The sequence below is a fragment of the Deltaproteobacteria bacterium genome (assembly GCA_035063765.1).
Taxonomy (GTDB): domain Bacteria; phylum Myxococcota_A; class UBA9160; order UBA9160; family PR03; genus CAADGG01.
The window spans coordinates 42,407-56,638 of sequence record JAPSFT010000005.1 but is presented as its reverse complement, the minus strand read 5'-3'; the positions used below and the strand labels follow the sequence as shown (position 1 = coordinate 56,638).

General features: G+C 71.8%; 16 protein-coding genes and 4 tRNA genes. 3 read left to right on the top strand and 17 right to left on the bottom strand.

Annotated elements, in window-relative coordinates:
• Window positions 1–41: 41 nt before the first annotated feature.
• From OZ948_04220 to OZ948_04210, 3 genes are all read right to left on the bottom strand, one after another.
• The gene (locus OZ948_04220) at window positions 42–725 is read right to left on the bottom strand and encodes a PEP-CTERM sorting domain-containing protein (GenBank protein MEB2343923.1); all 684 of its coding nucleotides are present in this window, start codon (window positions 723–725) and stop codon (window positions 42–44) included.
• Window positions 667–1,320, bottom strand: a complete 654-nt coding sequence (locus OZ948_04215; protein ID MEB2343922.1) for a DUF642 domain-containing protein — start codon at window positions 1,318–1,320, stop codon at window positions 667–669. The genes OZ948_04220 and OZ948_04215 overlap by 59 nt, the downstream gene beginning before the upstream one ends.
• 162 nt (window positions 1,321–1,482) lie before the next feature.
• On the bottom strand, window positions 1,483–2,559 hold the full coding sequence (locus OZ948_04210; protein MEB2343921.1) for a hypothetical protein: 1,077 nt from the start codon (window positions 2,557–2,559) through the stop codon (window positions 1,483–1,485).
• A 226-nt stretch (window positions 2,560–2,785) separates the two neighbouring features.
• On the opposite strand from OZ948_04210, the gene OZ948_04205 reads away from it, so the two are divergent.
• The gene (locus tag OZ948_04205) at window positions 2,786–3,874 is read left to right on the top strand and encodes a Zn-dependent alcohol dehydrogenase (protein MEB2343920.1); all 1,089 of its coding nucleotides are present in this window, start codon (window positions 2,786–2,788) and stop codon (window positions 3,872–3,874) included.
• A 108-nt stretch (window positions 3,875–3,982) separates the two neighbouring features.
• On the opposite strand, the gene OZ948_04200 is transcribed toward OZ948_04205, so the two are convergent.
• The 7 genes from OZ948_04200 to OZ948_04170 all read right to left on the bottom strand — a co-directional run bounded on the left by OZ948_04200 (window position 3,983) and on the right by OZ948_04170 (window position 5,627).
• Window positions 3,983–4,153: a hypothetical protein gene (locus OZ948_04200; GenBank protein ID MEB2343919.1), complete on the bottom strand. Its 171-nt coding sequence runs from the start codon at window positions 4,151–4,153 to the stop codon at window positions 3,983–3,985.
• 219 nt (window positions 4,154–4,372) lie between these two features.
• Window positions 4,373–4,449, bottom strand: a tRNA-Arg gene (locus OZ948_04195).
• Between the two features lie 44 nt (window positions 4,450–4,493).
• Window positions 4,494–4,583 (bottom strand) — tRNA-Ser (locus OZ948_04190).
• A gap of 84 nt (window positions 4,584–4,667) precedes the next feature.
• Window positions 4,668–4,757, bottom strand: a tRNA-Ser gene (locus tag OZ948_04185).
• Between the two features lie 162 nt (window positions 4,758–4,919).
• Window positions 4,920–5,009, bottom strand: a tRNA-Ser gene (locus OZ948_04180).
• 14 nt (window positions 5,010–5,023) lie between these two features.
• The gene (locus tag OZ948_04175; protein MEB2343918.1) at window positions 5,024–5,326 is read right to left on the bottom strand and encodes a putative addiction module antidote protein; all 303 of its coding nucleotides are present in this window, start codon (window positions 5,324–5,326) and stop codon (window positions 5,024–5,026) included.
• Window positions 5,313–5,627, bottom strand: coding sequence for a type II toxin-antitoxin system RelE/ParE family toxin (locus OZ948_04170; protein MEB2343917.1), 315 nt, complete (start codon window positions 5,625–5,627; stop codon window positions 5,313–5,315). Before OZ948_04170 ends, OZ948_04175 begins: the two co-directional genes overlap by 14 nt.
• A 649-nt stretch (window positions 5,628–6,276) precedes the next feature.
• Between OZ948_04170 and OZ948_04165 the strand changes: the two genes are divergently transcribed.
• Window positions 6,277–6,765: a hypothetical protein gene (locus OZ948_04165; GenBank protein MEB2343916.1), complete on the top strand. Its 489-nt coding sequence runs from the start codon at window positions 6,277–6,279 to the stop codon at window positions 6,763–6,765.
• Between the two features lie 27 nt (window positions 6,766–6,792).
• On the opposite strand, the gene OZ948_04160 is transcribed toward OZ948_04165, so the two are convergent.
• The 5 genes from OZ948_04160 to OZ948_04140 all read right to left on the bottom strand — a co-directional run bounded on the left by OZ948_04160 (window position 6,793) and on the right by OZ948_04140 (window position 10,716).
• Entirely contained in the window at window positions 6,793–7,116 is a 324-nt protein-coding gene (locus OZ948_04160; protein MEB2343915.1) for a transcriptional regulator, read from the bottom strand.
• A 1-nt stretch (window position 7,117) separates the two neighbouring features.
• Window positions 7,118–7,447 carry a type II toxin-antitoxin system RelE/ParE family toxin gene (locus tag OZ948_04155; protein MEB2343914.1) on the bottom strand — a complete coding sequence of 110 codons (330 nt, stop codon included), beginning with the start codon at window positions 7,445–7,447 and terminating at the stop codon, window positions 7,118–7,120.
• A 265-nt stretch (window positions 7,448–7,712) separates the two neighbouring features.
• Window positions 7,713–8,513, bottom strand: coding sequence for a hypothetical protein (locus tag OZ948_04150; protein MEB2343913.1), 801 nt, complete (start codon window positions 8,511–8,513; stop codon window positions 7,713–7,715).
• Window positions 8,510–8,899 carry a hypothetical protein gene (locus OZ948_04145; GenBank protein MEB2343912.1) on the bottom strand — a complete coding sequence of 130 codons (390 nt, stop codon included), beginning with the start codon at window positions 8,897–8,899 and terminating at the stop codon, window positions 8,510–8,512. Before OZ948_04145 ends, OZ948_04150 begins: the two co-directional genes overlap by 4 nt.
• 95 nt (window positions 8,900–8,994) lie before the next feature.
• The gene (locus OZ948_04140) at window positions 8,995–10,716 is read right to left on the bottom strand and encodes a hypothetical protein (GenBank protein ID MEB2343911.1); all 1,722 of its coding nucleotides are present in this window, start codon (window positions 10,714–10,716) and stop codon (window positions 8,995–8,997) included.
• 67 nt (window positions 10,717–10,783) lie between these two features.
• Between OZ948_04140 and OZ948_04135 the strand changes: the two genes are divergently transcribed.
• The gene (locus tag OZ948_04135) at window positions 10,784–11,773 is read left to right on the top strand and encodes a hypothetical protein (GenBank protein MEB2343910.1); all 990 of its coding nucleotides are present in this window, start codon (window positions 10,784–10,786) and stop codon (window positions 11,771–11,773) included.
• Between the two features lie 38 nt (window positions 11,774–11,811).
• On the opposite strand, the gene OZ948_04130 is transcribed toward OZ948_04135, so the two are convergent.
• Both OZ948_04130 and OZ948_04125 read right to left on the bottom strand, forming a co-directional pair.
• Window positions 11,812–12,336: a VOC family protein gene (locus tag OZ948_04130; GenBank protein ID MEB2343909.1), complete on the bottom strand. Its 525-nt coding sequence runs from the start codon at window positions 12,334–12,336 to the stop codon at window positions 11,812–11,814.
• Window positions 12,337–12,469: 133 nt separating this feature from the next.
• On the bottom strand, window positions 12,470–14,176 hold the full coding sequence (locus tag OZ948_04125) for a thiamine pyrophosphate-binding protein (GenBank protein ID MEB2343908.1): 1,707 nt from the start codon (window positions 14,174–14,176) through the stop codon (window positions 12,470–12,472).
• Between the last annotated feature and the right edge of the window lie 56 nt (window positions 14,177–14,232).

The following is a 14,232-nucleotide window of genomic DNA, read 5'->3' as shown; positions in this document are numbered from 1 at the left end:
CGCTCCTGGTCTCCCTCGAACGACCGCCGGGGCGTGGCGGGCTAGCCCAGCCGCCGCGTCGCAGAGAAGGCGAGACCGGCGAGGCCGGCGAGCATCAGGGCACCGGAGCCGGGCTCGGGCACGGTGTCCACCCGCACCGAGAGGTTGTCGATCGCCCAGGACTCGTCTTCGAGCGCCTGGTTGCCGGGGCCCTGCATGAAGAAGTCGAGGGTCAGGGACGATCCGGTGTGCGGGATGTCCTGGAAGATCGGGTCTGCGCCGAGATCGTACGCGCTGTCGGTGTAGTAGCTGCCGGGCCCGCTGAAGCCGAGATCGGCATGGCGCGCGAGCTCGACCCCGGCCGGGGGCTCGTAGCTCTGGATCTGGCCCGCGGTGGCGTTCGCGAAGGACTCGCTGAAGACCACCACTCCGTCCACGTGCACCTCGAAGAAGTCGCCGGCCGGGAAGGTGCCGGTCCCGTCCAGCGAGTCGATGGCGGCAAAGAGGAAGGCGAGATCCAGCGTGGTGTGCTCGGGCAGGTTCGTGAGGGTCAGGACGGCGTGGTTGGCCGGGATGCTGCGGAGGAACTGGCCGCCGAACGCGTTGCCCGTCGCACCGAGTCCCGCATAGCCCTGGACGCCGGTGAGCAGCGCCGTGCCGGGAGCGATCTCCGGGGGAAGGCCGCTCCTACCGTCCTCGTCCGCCCCGGCGCGCTCGCCGACGAAGCGCGGCGCTCCGGCAGGCAAGGAGGGCCAGCGCCGCGGCGTCGAGGCAGAGGGCGCTCGGCTCGGGCACCAGGACGAAGGCGTCGAGCAGGGCGGAGTTGTCTCCTGCGCTGGCCGGCGTGGTTCCGGCGATCTCCAGGGTGAAGACGCCCGCGTTCGCGTGGAACGTCAGCGAGTGGGAGGCCCACGGAGAGCCCGTCACGGTGTCGTACGAGCCGAGCACGGTCCCGTCGAACGATACGTCGTAGCTCGCGTTGCCGTTCGCCCCGATGTAGTGCGCCCGTCCGGCATCCGACCACGTCAGCCGGTAGGAGCCGGCGACGTCGATCGTCACCGACTGCTGCATCACGGCGGTAGACTGGATCATCGCGAACTGCTCGCCATCCGGGATCGGAAGCTGCGGCGCGATCGGGCCGGGGCTTCCGTTCACCAGGTAGACGTCGCCGCTCCAGCCCGTGAGCGATGCACAGAGCGGCGCGGCGAACGAGACGCAGAACGAGTCGGCGGCCAGCGCGTCGTCCTCGAAGCTGCCGTTGACGAGGGACACGGCGCGGGCGGGCTGCGCCGCGACGAGGAGGACGAGAGCCAGCAGGACGGAGGTCCGTACGGGTGCCATCACGATCCTCCAGGCCGAACCGTGGAAGGGCCGGCCGGGGCCGGGTGCGCACGAGGGACCCACCAGGCCTCCCGGCTCCCTGCCGAGCGGTCCCTTCCGCTGCGCTGCCTGCACGCGAGGTGGCCGGGAGAGGCTCGGCGTGTCAGCCGAATCGAATGGGTGTCACCTGTCCTGGTGACGAGGCGCCGTCCCTCCTGACCTCCAGCCGGTGGTTTCGACGCCGCGATCGTCGAGCAGGTCGGTGAGGTGCCGCATGCCGTGCGCGGCGTCCCACGCGAAGGCGCGCGAGCCGGATGCGTCGTTTGCGCGGCCCACGATGAGCGAGCCGTCCGCCGAGGCCGCAGTGGCCACCGCGTTCACGCTGCCGCCCGGCAGATCGCCCAGGCTCACGATCCCGCCGGCCTCGGTCCAGCGAAACGCCTCGGTCCCACCGCCCACCTCCGAGCTGCCCACGACCGTCGAGCCGTCGTCCGAGATGGCGTGCGCCGTACTCGCGAAGGCACCACCCTCGAGGTCGCCGAGTTCCGTGATCGCACCTTCGCCCCGAGCGAGGTCGGTCGCTGACCAGCGGAAGGCCTCGCGACCTTCCTGCGTGTCGCGCGTGCCCGCGACGAAGACCCCGTCCGGCGTGATGGCCTCCGCGCTGCCCGTGATCGGAGCGGAGAACGGGTCGGCAAGCGTGGCGAACTGCTCCTCGTCGGCGAAGCACGCCTTCGCACCACCGGCGTCGTAGCATTCGCCGACGACGCGGCCCGCGTCCGAGACACCGAGGCCACTGCTCCGGACCATACCCCCCGCGAGATCCTCGATGCGGCGCATCCCGTCCGCCTGGGTCCAGCGGAAGGCGAGGGAGTCCGCCGGGTCCGTGCTGGTCCCTGCGACGATCCCACCGTCCGAGGAGACGGCGTAGGCGTGGCTCTCGTGGGAGCTCGGCGCGAGCCAGCCGAGGCTCGCCATGCCCGTCACGACGTCGCCCGCGAGCGTCCATCGGACCGCGCTCCGGCCGATCTCGTACTGGCTGATGCTCCCGATGCTCTCGCCGACCACGACCGAGCCGTCGTCGGACACGGCGCTCGCTACGCTCTCGAAGGGACCTCCCGCGAGGTCGCCGAGGCCGATCAGGAGCTGGCCGCGCGCCGCACCTGCACGCGGTAGAGACGGGTGTCCAGAGCCCGCGGTGGACACGCTCGCGATCCCGTCCTCGCCCGCCAGCGTCGCCGCCTTCGCCGAACAGGGCACCTTCGGCCCGGCCCCCGCCGCCGACGCAAGCGGCGACCCCGTACCGGACGCCGGCCCGAGGAACCCCGAGCACCGACGCGTCGAGCGCGAGGGTCGCGTCCTCGTCGTCACGAGCTCGAGACCGGCGGGCTCCTCGCCGCCGCCGGGGACCGCGTGCGCGGGACCGCGCGCCTTCGCCGATCGATGCAAGCCCATGTATCGTGGGAGATCACGAGAGGAGATCGACGTGAAAGCAGCCGTGATGCGCGCGAACAAGGCCCCGCTCGTGCTCGAGGACGTCGCCATCGACGCACCGGGCCGCGGCGAGGTGCTGGTCCGGACCGTCGCCTCGGGGATCTGCCACAGCGACCTGCACGTGGTCGAGGGCCACCTGCCGATGCCGCCGCCCTGCATCCTCGGCCACGAACCCGCGGGCGTCGTGGATGCGGTGGGCGAGGGCGTGACCGACTTCTCGCCCGGCGATCACGTGATCGGCTGCATCACCTCGTGGTGCGGCGTCTGCTCGTTCTGCACCGAGGGGCGACCCTACCTGTGCCTGACCCAGTTCACGGGCCGCCCGCTCGGGGCGAAGCCGCGCATCACCGCGGCCGACAGCTCGCCGATCCTCCAGTTTGCGAACCTGTCCTCCTTCGCCGAGCGCATGCTCTGCCCCGAGCGCTCGCTCGTGAAGATCCGCGACGACATGCCGCTCGACCGCGCGTCGCTGATCGGCTGCGGCGTGACGACGGGCCTCGGCGCCGTGCTCAACACCGTGGACGTTCCAGCCGGTGCCACCGTCGCGGTGATCGGCTGTGGCGGCGTCGGGCTCGCGGCGATCCAGGGCGCGCGCATCACGGGTGCGAGCCGCATCATCGCCGTGGACGCCCAGGCGTGGAAGCTCGACCTCGCAACCCAGGTCGGTGCCACGCACGGTGTCGACGCGAAGAAGGGCGATCCGGTCGCCGCGGTGCGCCAACTCGCCCCGGCCGGCGTCGACTTCGCCTTCGAGTGCATCGGCCTCGTCCCGACCGTGCAGCAGGCGATCGCGATGACGGGCCGCGGCGGCACGACGGTGCTCGTCGGTGTCGTGCCGGTCACCGAGATGGTGCCGATCCCGGCCGCCGACCTGACGCTCCAGGAGAAGAAGGTGATCGGCTCCTACATGGGCTCGAACCGCTTCCGCTTCGACATGCCGAAGTACGTCGACTTCTACCTCGACGGCCGCCTCCAGCTCGACGCCATGATCTCGTCGCGCATCGGCCTCGACGGCGTGAACGACGCCTTCGACCGCCTGCGCAGGGGCGAAGCCGCGCGCCAGGTGATCGCCTTCGAGTAGCGCGCGACCCGGCTCTTCGAAGGGCCGGGAGGCGGGCTCACCCGGGAACCCCTCCTCCAGGCGCTGGGAGCCGGATGCGAGAGCGGACGGATGTCGTGGCTGCGGCGGCTACCGGTCGCCGCGCAGCTCGGCGAAGCAGCGCTTCGCCATCACGAAGACCACCGCGCCGAGGACGAAGCTCCCGACCAGGGATCCGGCGCCGCCTGCGACCGGGCGCACGACGGCGGCAACGGCCCATCCCGCCGCCGAGGCGACCGCCATGGCGAGAAGACCGGGCATGGCGCCGGTATCGGCACCGCCCGGGCCGGGCCCGAGAGGAATCGCTCGCCGGGGGCCGGCGCTCGCAGGATCGCGCCTCCGCCCACCGCCTGCTGCGGGATGCGGTTCGTCGTCTTCGCGCGGGCTTCCGGGTTGCGCTCCTGGGTGACGCCCGGCGGTACGTCCCGCCGCCAAGCGCAAAGGCCCGACGCGGCAACCCCGCGTCGGGCCTCCTGGAACTGGCGCGCCCGGCATGACTCGAACATGCGACCTTCAGGTCCGCAACCTGACGCTCTATCCAACTGAGCTACGGGCGCTCGAGGCCGGGGACTCTAGCGAATCCCGCCGGCCATCCGAATGCTGGCGGAGAGAGTGGGATTCGAACCCACGGTACCGTTTCCGGTACACGCGCTCTCCAGGCGCGTGCCTTCAGCCGCTCGGCCATCTCTCCGGAGAAGCTCCGGCTCCTGCAGGGCGCGCCCGGCCGCCGGGGAGCCGCTCGGGGCGGCCGGGGGGCACGGACGCGGCGTGACGCTGGCGGAGAGGGAGGGATTCGAACCCTCGATACGGTTTCCCGTATGCAGATTTAGCAAACCTGTGCCTTCAGCCACTCGGCCACCTCTCCGCGCACAGGGCCGGGCATCATAGCCGCCGGCGCCCGGCCCTGCCGTGCCGGTCCGGCCCCGCGTCCGAGGCGGCCGACCCTGCCTCCGGACCGCGCGGCGCCCCTCCCCGTGGAGGGCGGCGGTCGCGGGCGCCGGGCAGCGCGCGAGGGCCGCGAGGGGGCTGGCGGAGAGGGAGGGATTCGAACCCTCGAGGCGCTCGCGCGCCTGGCGGTTTTCAAGACCGCTGCCTTCGACCGCTCGGCCACCTCTCCGGCGGCAACGATACCTAGCCCGTCGCCTTCAGCTCGACGCTCAGGCGGAAGCCGAGGGCATCGAGGAGCGCCTCGAGGCTGCGCAGCTCCGGATTGCCGTTCTCGGAAAGCATCCGATAGAGGTGCTCCCGGTTGAGCTGTGCCTTCTCGGCCAGGCCTGCGAGTCCACCCTCGCGGGTGCGCGCCACGTCGCGCAGCGCGAGGAGGAAGATCTCGGGATCGTCTTCCCCGAGTGCAGCGTTCAGGTAGGCGACCGCCTCCGCGTCGTCCTTCAGGACTTCGTCCAGGTGCTCCCGATAGTCCCTAGTCCTTGCCATGACCCCGGCCCCTGTAATCGCGCCAGTACGCCTCGGCGCGTCCGATGTCTCGCTCCTGCGATCCCTTGTCTCCTCCACAGAGGAGGATCACGAGGGCGTCTCCTTCTCGACCGTAGTAGACCCGGTAGCCAGGCCCGACGTGGATCCGCAGCTCGTACACTTGGCCCACGCGCTTCGCGTCCCCGAAGTGGCCGAGGCGCAGCCGCCCGATCCGCGCCCGGATCCTGGCCCGTGCCATCCGGTCCCCGAGCCTTCGCTCCCACTCGGTGTAGGGCTCGGTGCCGGCTGCCGTGACGTAGATCCGGACTTCGATCTCTCTCGGCACCGGGGAATCGTAGCTTAAACGCTACAGGTCCTGCCAGGAGCGGTCGTCGGCGGGGATCACGAGGGATCATCCAGGATCACGACGAATCGATCGGGCGCAGCCCGGATCACGATGGCGCAAGAACGGTTCGGAGGGATCGAACCCGCTTGCATCGGACGGGACGAAGTTGGCGCCAAAGCGCCGTCGATGCGACGGAATCGGCCCGCTGGCCGAGCCGAATTTCAAGACCGCTGCCTTCGACCGCTCGGCCACCTCTCCGCGTGCAGGATCGCCCGAGACCGTGATGCAAGCAAAATCAGACGCCGAGCACAGCGTCGACCATGGGCCACTCGCAGGGCCATGCAGGAGGCCTGACGGTCGGCCCCGAGAAGGCGGTAGCGTCCCGCAGCGGAGGAGCCCGGATGCCCACAAGGCGAGCCGAATCGTCCGGCGGCCCTGCCCTCGCGCCGCCCATGCAGCACGGACTTCGGCATCCTCGTCATCCCGAACACCACAGTGCGTCCGAGTGGACACCGGCCGGGTTCGACCCCGAGTCGTTCGACGCCGAGGCCACCACCAAGCTGCTGCAACGCTTCCATGGCAAGCCTCGCAGCCGCGCCCGTCGCGCAACGAGCCGCCACGCCCGATGAGCGCAGCCAGGGATCGCGCGCGGGCCCGCGGCCTCGAGGACGAGGAGTGGCGGCTCGTCGAGAAGCTCCGCAAGATCGAGGTACTCTTTGCCCGCCCCGGGAGCGACGGGGAACGGCTCGCGGCCGAAAGCGCGCGGGAGCGGATCCTGCAGCGCCTCGCCAGGCTGGAGCGCGCGGAGCCACCGGTCGAGATCCGCTTCTCGCTTCCCGACGACTGGTCTCGGGCGCTCTTCCTCGCGCTGCTGCGCCGCTACGGCATCCGTCCCTACCGCTACGCCGGGCAGCGCCGCACGACGGTGATGGCACGCGTGGCGCGTCGCTTCGCAGACGAGGTGCTGTGGCCGGAGTTCCAGCAGCTCCACACCACGTTGCGCGCCCATCTCCAGGCGGTCACCGAGCGCGTGATCGCGCAGGCGATCCATGGCGATCACGGGGAGGCGGAGGAGCGCCCAGACCTCGGCCACGAGCGGGCGGCGCGATCGTGACCGGGGACTCGACCCAGAAGGCGGGCGCTACGCCTCCTCGTCCAGCAGCGAAATTCCCTCGTGCTCGAAGAGGCACTCCACCAACTCGGCGAAGTTGCTGAGACGGGGATTCCCTGAATCGCTCAGCATCCGCATGAGGCTCTCCGGCTTCTTGTCCAGCTCCTTGGCCAGCGCCTGGAATCCCAGCGTGGCATTGACGTAGTCGCGGAGCAGCGACTTGCCGACGTTCCGGTCTTCTTCGTCGGCCGAATGCGCGAGCGCGAATCCCCGGGTCAGAAGGCTGCGTCGATAGGCGGCGTCCTTCTGAGCGGCGGCCATCACGGTCTCGCGGAAGTCTCGGGTGAGGGCCATGTCAGTCTCCCTTTCGCTTGCGCTGCTTGTAATCGCGCCATAGCTCCTGGGCCGTCGCGATCGCCTTCTGCTGACGGCGCTTCGTGCTGCCCGCGAGCAGCAGGATCAGCTTGTCTCCGTCTCTTCCGAAGTAGATGCGATAGCCGGGCCCGCTGTCGATCCGGCGCTCGACGACGCCGGCGCCGACCCGCTTGCAGTCACCGAGATTGCCGAGGCGCATGCGCGCAACGGCATCGTCCACGAGCTGACGTCCGCGGGAATCAAGGGCGAGGAACCACTCGGCGAAGAGGCTCGCGGTCCTTCCTTCCGGGACGTACTCGCGAACCTCGATCATGCGTCGTCGAATGCTAACGTATCCGTCATCATAATCGCAAGCGGGATTCGTGGAGCCTTGGAGATCAAGAGGGATCAAGAGAGATCATCCTGGATCCATTCGAATCAACAGGGATGACGAGGGATCTGCGGGGATCAGCCCTGCTGGCATCGCGCGGCGCAGTAGAGCGACGCAAGCTGCAGAAGTACCTCGTGAAATCCCCGCGACGCCGAGACGAATTTCGAGACCGCTGCCTTCGACCGCTCGGCCACCTCTCCGGCGGCTACGATACCGGGCCGGCCGGCTTCAGCTCGACGCTCAGACGGAACCCGAGAGCGTCGAGGAGCGCTTCGAGGCTGCGCAGCTCCGGATACCCGTTCTCGGAGAGCATCCGATGGAGGTGCTCCCGAAAGACCCTGGGCCTTGCCACGACCCTGGCCTCTGGAATCGCGCCAGTACGCCTCGGTGCATTCGATGTCTCGCTCCTGCGCTCCTTCGTGCTGCCATGAGCGTCGTCGACTGGACGCAGTCTAGCCGCGAGCTCCGCGGCGGGCGGCAGCGGCGAGCGCGAGCACGGCAGCGGGCGGAAGTCCTGCGCGGCGGAGTCCGCGAAGCCGGGATCGGCAGCCTCCAGGTTGCCGCCCGCGTCGACCACGTCGACGACCGAGCCGGAGTGGCTCTCGACCCAGCCGAACTTCAACCCGTTGTGGGAGAGCAGCAGGGTGCCGGACCCGTCGAGCAGTGCGAGCTCGGATCCCTCCGCCGTCACGTAGAGCAGGTTGTCGCGCACATCCGCGGTCTCGTCGTCGCTGGAGAGGCGCAGGAGAGTGGTGTGCCCGCTGCGCTTCGACACCACCGTGTTGTGGAAGAAGTGCAGCATGCCTTTGCGATAGATCGAGAGATCGCCGCTGTCACCGCCGTAGTGGACGATCTGGCTGTTGCCGGCGCCGTCGGGCTCGACCAGGACGTTGCCGTACACGAAGATCCGGTTGCGCTCGATGTGGATGTCCCGGGTCTCGCCGTCGAATGCCGACGCGAAGAGCCCGTTGCCCGAGTCCGCGATGACGCAGTCGCGGATCGTCACGTGGCGCCCGCTCTCGACCCAGATCGCGGCGGCATTCTTCGCATAGGCCTGCGTCGCGCTGTGGTCGTCATGGAACGAGTACGACTCGTGGCCGGAGCGGACCTCGAGCCTTCGACCACGACGTGCTCGGGGACGTACGCGTCGGGCACGTTGGCCGTGCCGATCTTGATCACGGCGCGCGCCTTCCCCGTGAAGTCGAGCAGCTCGGGCGTGGTCGCGCCGTCGCCGGAGACCACCGGCCGCTCGCCGTTCGGCCCCGGGACACCGCGCACCACGATCGGCGCCTCGGCCGTGCCGCTGCGCCCGATCACCCACTTCTCGCGATACGGCTCGGCGCGCCAGTGGATGCGCACCAGGTCGCCCGGCTCGAGCAGGTCCCAGGGCACGTCGCCGATCGCGGCGAGCGGCTGGCCGGGGCCGACGTCGAAGCGGTCGGCGAAGGCTGCGGGCGCGACCGCGAGGGCCAGCGCCGCGGAGCGGATCAGGAGGCGAGCGGAGTGCGTGCGGAGCCTCCCCTACGGATCGGCCGGCGCGCGCGCCGCCGCGAGGCCCGCAGGCCGAGCGCAACGAGCGCCCCCGCGCCGGCAAGCGGTGCGCGGGGCTCCGGCACCGTGAGCACGGCGATGGCGGTGGGCTCGCGCGAGAGCCGGCCGACAACGCCGAAGACCATGCCGAAGCGGGTGAGCGCCGTATCGTAGGCCATCCGGTAGCTGCCGATGGAGCGGAGGTCGCCGGGGGCGACCTCGACCAGATCCGTCTCGCGGAGCAGGAGCCGCGGTCCGCCTGCCCGCGGAAGGAGATGCCAGGAGTAGTCCGAGGAGCGGCAGCACACGCCCGGGCCGACCGGGAGACCGGCCCGCACGAGCAGGGTCCCGTCCTCGGCCAGGTGCAGCGGCTCGAACCAGAGGAGGGTGCTCCCGCCGGACGTGCTGGCGCCGGCGGTGAGCCGCAACACCGGCGAGCCGTCCGCCCCGGGGCCGAAGAGCCCGGAGGTCGGCTCCGCTCCGGGCGCCGTCCGGAACTTCGCGACGAAGGCGACCTCTCCCGCGTCGTTCACGCGGATCGCGCCCGGCAGCGCGCTCTCGGCGCTCGCCTCGACGAAGACGGCGCCCGCCGGCCCGCCCGGCACGGCGCCCACCAGGGGCCAGCGCTCGGCCACGCCGTCGGCATCGCCGAGCCAGATGCCGGCGCCCGCCGGGTCGGGGGTCGTGCCGTCCTCGGCCGCACGCTTGGCCGCGAGCGCGATCGTCCCGGAGGGGCTGCTCGCGGGCAGGCCCACGTCGGCGAGGACCGCGCCGCCCGCGAAGGCGGACGGCTCGCCCGGGCGCACGACGGTCTCGAGCAGACCCCCCCGCCAGCGCAGCAGCGCCCCGGGCTGGGGCTCCCCGCGCTCGATCTCCCCGAGCAACGACGACACGAACACGGCGTCCGCGGCGGCGACGCGCTCGAACGAATCGAGCCGGATCACCTCCCCGTCGCCGGCGCCGGGCAGCGGATCGCCGTCGCGCGCCACCAGCGCGCTGCCGCCGGCCCCGTCGGGCGCGAACACCGCCGCGGGCAGGCTCGCCCCCGGGTCGTCGAGGAAGCAGGGATCGTGCGCGGTATGGGCATAGAAGGTCAGGGCGCCGCCCGGATCGAGCGAAGGAGCGGGGAAGGGAAAGAGCCAGGCCCGCCTACCGAAGCCACCGCCTTCCCAGGAGAACTGGATGAGACGGGCGATCGTGAGGTCCGGCGCCCCGGGCGCCGGCGCCCCGGTCGCGGTCACGAGCGCCGGATCGCCGCCGCGCGGCGCGCCGTGCAGACGCTCCCGGACCTGCTCGCTCGTGCCCCCCGCGCCGCAGGCTACCGGGGCCGGACCACTGCCCTCGCGCAGCGCGAGGTCGCCGGCGCCGTTGGCGAACAGCTCAGGGCGCGCCCACGAGCTCCAGGCGACCCCCTCGATCGCGGCCACGTGCTCGGCGCCGCTCGCCTCCGACCAGCGCCACAGGGTGAACGGCGGGCTCGGCGGCGTTCCCTCCGGCGCGTCACCGAAGGACACGGCGCCGTCGTCGGAGATCCTCGAAGCGAGGACCAGCGGTCCGTACGGGCGCCCGTCGGGCGAGTCCTCGCCCTCGGCGGCGATCGTGATCCACGGCGAGGCAGTGGCCAGCGCTGGTCGGACGAGCAGGACCACGGCGAGGAGGGTGACGTACCGGTGCGACAAGGGGAGCCTCGCACGAGGATCCTACCACGCAGGCGCGTAGCGCGGAAGGCGAAGCCACCTTCTCGCCATGCGCTGGAAGCCCGAGCTCGAGGAGCTGCTGCGCCGAGCTCGCCCGCGCGATGGGCGCCCCGAGCGCGTCGCGCGGGCGCGGGCCACGCCAGCGGCTCGGACCGGCCGGTTCTCCGAGGGAGAGGGCATCGCCGGCCAGGACCTGACGATCGAGGACGACGTGGCCGTGACCGGCGGCCTCGCACGCATCGACTCGAACGTGAGCTTCGCCGACACGAGCGCCGTCGCCGTCGCCGCCGGCGCGACGCTCGAGCTCACCGGCTCGAACGGCTACCGCGGCGAGTTCAGCGGTGACGGCACGGTGCGACACGAAGGGCAGGCGCTGCTCGGAACCCTGCCCGTGATCGCGTCGAACTTCGTCCAGGCGGGCGAGATCACGACCTTCGGCATCGGCGGCGAATCGCAGATCGCCACCCAGACGCTGCGCTTCGAGTCGGGCTCCGAGACGACCCTCTTCGGCGACCTTCGCGTCCGCGGCGTCACGACGATCGAGGACGGCTCGCTCTGGAGCGGCGACGGGGATCTGATCGTCGACGAGCGGGCGCGGCTCGAAGGCGCGGCCGTCCTGGGCGTCGACGTGATCAACGAGGGCGTGGTCGCGCCGGGCTCGTCGCCCGGCATGCTGACGATCGACGGTGACTACACACAGACGGGACGCTTGCGCATCGAGCTCGGCGGCACGCAGCCGAGCGTCGAGCACGACGTGCTCTCGGTCCTCGGCCGTGCGGAGCTCGGCGGCGTGCTCGAGATGATCCTGACCGACGGCTTCGTGCCGGCGCCCGGCGACTCCTTCGACATCCTGGGCTTCGGACCGGCAGGGGTCGGAGGCGCCTTCGCCGAGCTCGACCTTCCCGAGCTCGGCGGGAGCGGCTTCTGGGACACGAGCGCGCTCTACAGCGCCGGGCGGGTGACCTTCGTGCCCGAGCCCGGTCTGGCGGCACTCCTCGCGCTGGGTCTCGCGGTGCTGCACTCGAGGCGACGGCGCTGACCAGGATCGGCGGCGAGCGCTCCGCTCCGCGCGAAGCGTCACATCGCGCGGATCGGATCCGATCCGTCCCAGCCGAGGGACGCCTTCCGCACGTGCTCGAAGAACGCACCTTTCGGCCCGCTCACGTCCGAGATCTCGACGACCGTCCCGGGAGGCCCGCCCGTGTCGAAGTAGGCGAAGCGGCCCTGGGCGCCGCCGATCTGGCCCTCGTGCCCCACGACGTGGCCCGCCGCGAGGGCCCGGTCGTAGAGCGCCTGGTAGTCGGTCGTCCAGTAGGCGACGTGCTGGAGGCCCTCGTGGCCGGCGTCGAGGAACTCCCGGTACAGGGACGGCGCGGCGTTGCGCTGCTCGATCAGCTCGATCTGGAGGTCGCCCGAGTTCGCGAGCGCGATGCCGAGCTCGACGGCGGAGTCCTGCCCGCGGTGGCGGAACCAGTCGATCCGCACGCGATCGAAGTAGAACCACGGGCCCACGCCGATCCGGGCGACCCAGTGCCGCATCGCCGCCTGCACGTCGCGCACGACGTAGCCGTTCTGGCGCACGGCCCCGAAGATCCGGCTCATCTCGACCTCCTGCGCGACGCGCCGGAGGCGGCGCGCCGGATGCTCCCAGAAGGGGCGGCGCCGGCCTTCGCCGGCCGGGCCCCGCGTGGATCCCGGCGGCGAGCGCGCGGACAGCCGGGCTGCGCCGCGGCGCTCAGGGCGTCGCCCCCGCGTAGACCTCGAAGAAGCGCTTCATCATCTCGTCCGGGACGGCAAGGTTCGCCTCGCGATCGGTGCGCACGCAGAGCAGGCGCGGGCCCCGGACACGTCGCGCGCGCTCGAGCGCGGCCGGCAGCTCGTCGATCTTCTCGACGTGCTCGCCGTGTGCGCCGAGGCCCTCGGCCACGCGGTCCCAGCGCACGAGGCCCATGTCGGTCCCGAAGGTCTTCCCGTAGAGCGCGCGCTCGTTCGGGATCTCCATCGTCCACGAGCCCTCGGCACAGACCACGACCGTCACCTCGAGGCCCTCGCGGGCGGCCGACTGCAGCTCCATCACGTTGAAGCCGGCAGCTCCGTCGCCGGTGATGCAGACGACCTCGCGCTCCGGCGCCCCGAGCTTCGCGCCGATGGCCTGGGGGATCCCCGTGCCGAGCATGCCGAGCTCGAGGATCGAGAGATAGGAGCGCGGCCGCGTGGGCGGCAGCACGGCGGACGCCCAGAGCGAGGTGTTGCCGCCGTCGGCGACGTAGATGGCGTCGCGGCCGAAGGCGGCACCGATCGTGCCGATCGCGTGCGCCGGGTGGATGCCGGCTCCCGACCACGCGAGCACCGATCCCGCCTGTTCGAGCTTCCACGCCTCGGTCGCCGCATGGAGCTCGTGCGCGCGCGCCGCGTCGCGCGGGCGCAGGCCGCGCGCGCGCAGCACCCGCAGCAGGCCCGGCAGCGCGTCGGCGACGTCCGCGACGATGCCGAGCGCGAGCGGCCGCGTGACGCCCATGTTGCGGGGATCGAGATCGATCTGGATCAGCCGCTGGCCGCCCGGATCGCCCCAGTACTTGTCGAAGGGAAGATCGAGGTTCCCGAGCCGCGAGCCGGCGACCAGGATGACGTCGGCCTCGCGGCGCGCGGCGTCGCCGGCGGGCGAGTAGCCCATGACGGCGTTCGGATGGTCCGCGGGAGCGACCGAGCGGGCGGCCATCGTCGGCAAGAGGGGGCAGCCCAGGAGCTCGACGAGCTCGAGCAGCGCCGCGTTCGCACCGGCACGGTCGACGCCCGAGCCCGCGACCACGAGCGGCCGCTTCGCCGACGCGAGCAGATCGGCCGCCGCGGCGAGCTGCTGCTCGGAAGCCTGCGGCTGCGGCGGGCGGTAGGCGCCGGGCGCGAGGACCGGTGCCGTCGCGGGATCCCCGGTCGCGTAGAGGACGGGAGCCGGCAGCTCCACCTGGACCGGGCCGGGGCGCCCGGTCCACATCTCGCGGAACGCGAGGCGCAGCACCTCCGGGATCCGCTCCCACGACAGCGCGGGCCCGCCCCACTTCACGATCGGCCGGAACACGTCGAGCTGGTCCTGGCCCTGGAAGGTCGCGGGCGTCGAGGGGTAGACGATGCCGAGCCGGTGCTGCGAGGTGAGCGCCAGGACCGGCACGCCCTCGTGTCGAGCCGTGATCAGGCCGGGCAGCAGGTTCGCCGAGCCGGGCCCGGGATTCCCGATCACGGCCGCGACCTGCCCCGTGGACTTGTAGAGCCCCTCCGCCATGTGGACGCCGGCAGCCTCGTGCCGGATCGGCACCAGCCGGATGCCGTGGGTGGCGAGGCAGGGCAGCAGCGGGTCGATCTCGGGCGACGGCAGCCCGAAGACGAAGCGGACGCCCTCCGCCGCCAGGCATCGCGCGAGCAGCTCTCCCCCGGTGATCGCTTCCATGGTGACTCCTCTCTCCTTGCGGGTGCGTCCCGGTCGCCGCTCGACGGCGCCCGTGG

Bases quoted from the DNA above. Each gene is read 5' to 3' on its own strand.
- OZ948_04160 (MEB2343915.1), bottom strand. From the start codon at position 7,116: ATGGCCCTCACCCGAGACTTCCGCGAGACCGTGATGGCCGCCGCTCAG.
- OZ948_04175 (MEB2343918.1), bottom strand. From the start codon at position 5,326: ATGGCAAGGACTAGGGACTATCGGGAGCACCTGGACGAAGTCCTGAAG.
- OZ948_04165 (MEB2343916.1), top strand. From the start codon at position 6,277: ATGAGCGCAGCCAGGGATCGCGCGCGGGCCCGCGGCCTCGAGGACGAG.
- OZ948_04125 (MEB2343908.1), bottom strand. From the start codon at position 14,176: ATGGAAGCGATCACCGGGGGAGAGCTGCTCGCGCGATGCCTGGCGGCG.
- OZ948_04135 (MEB2343910.1), top strand. From the start codon at position 10,784: ATGCGCTGGAAGCCCGAGCTCGAGGAGCTGCTGCGCCGAGCTCGCCCG.
- OZ948_04130 (MEB2343909.1), bottom strand. From the start codon at position 12,336: ATGAGCCGGATCTTCGGGGCCGTGCGCCAGAACGGCTACGTCGTGCGC.
- OZ948_04215 (MEB2343922.1), bottom strand. From the start codon at position 1,320: ATGGCACCCGTACGGACCTCCGTCCTGCTGGCTCTCGTCCTCCTCGTC.
- OZ948_04200 (MEB2343919.1), bottom strand. From the start codon at position 4,153: ATGCCCGGTCTTCTCGCCATGGCGGTCGCCTCGGCGGCGGGATGGGCC.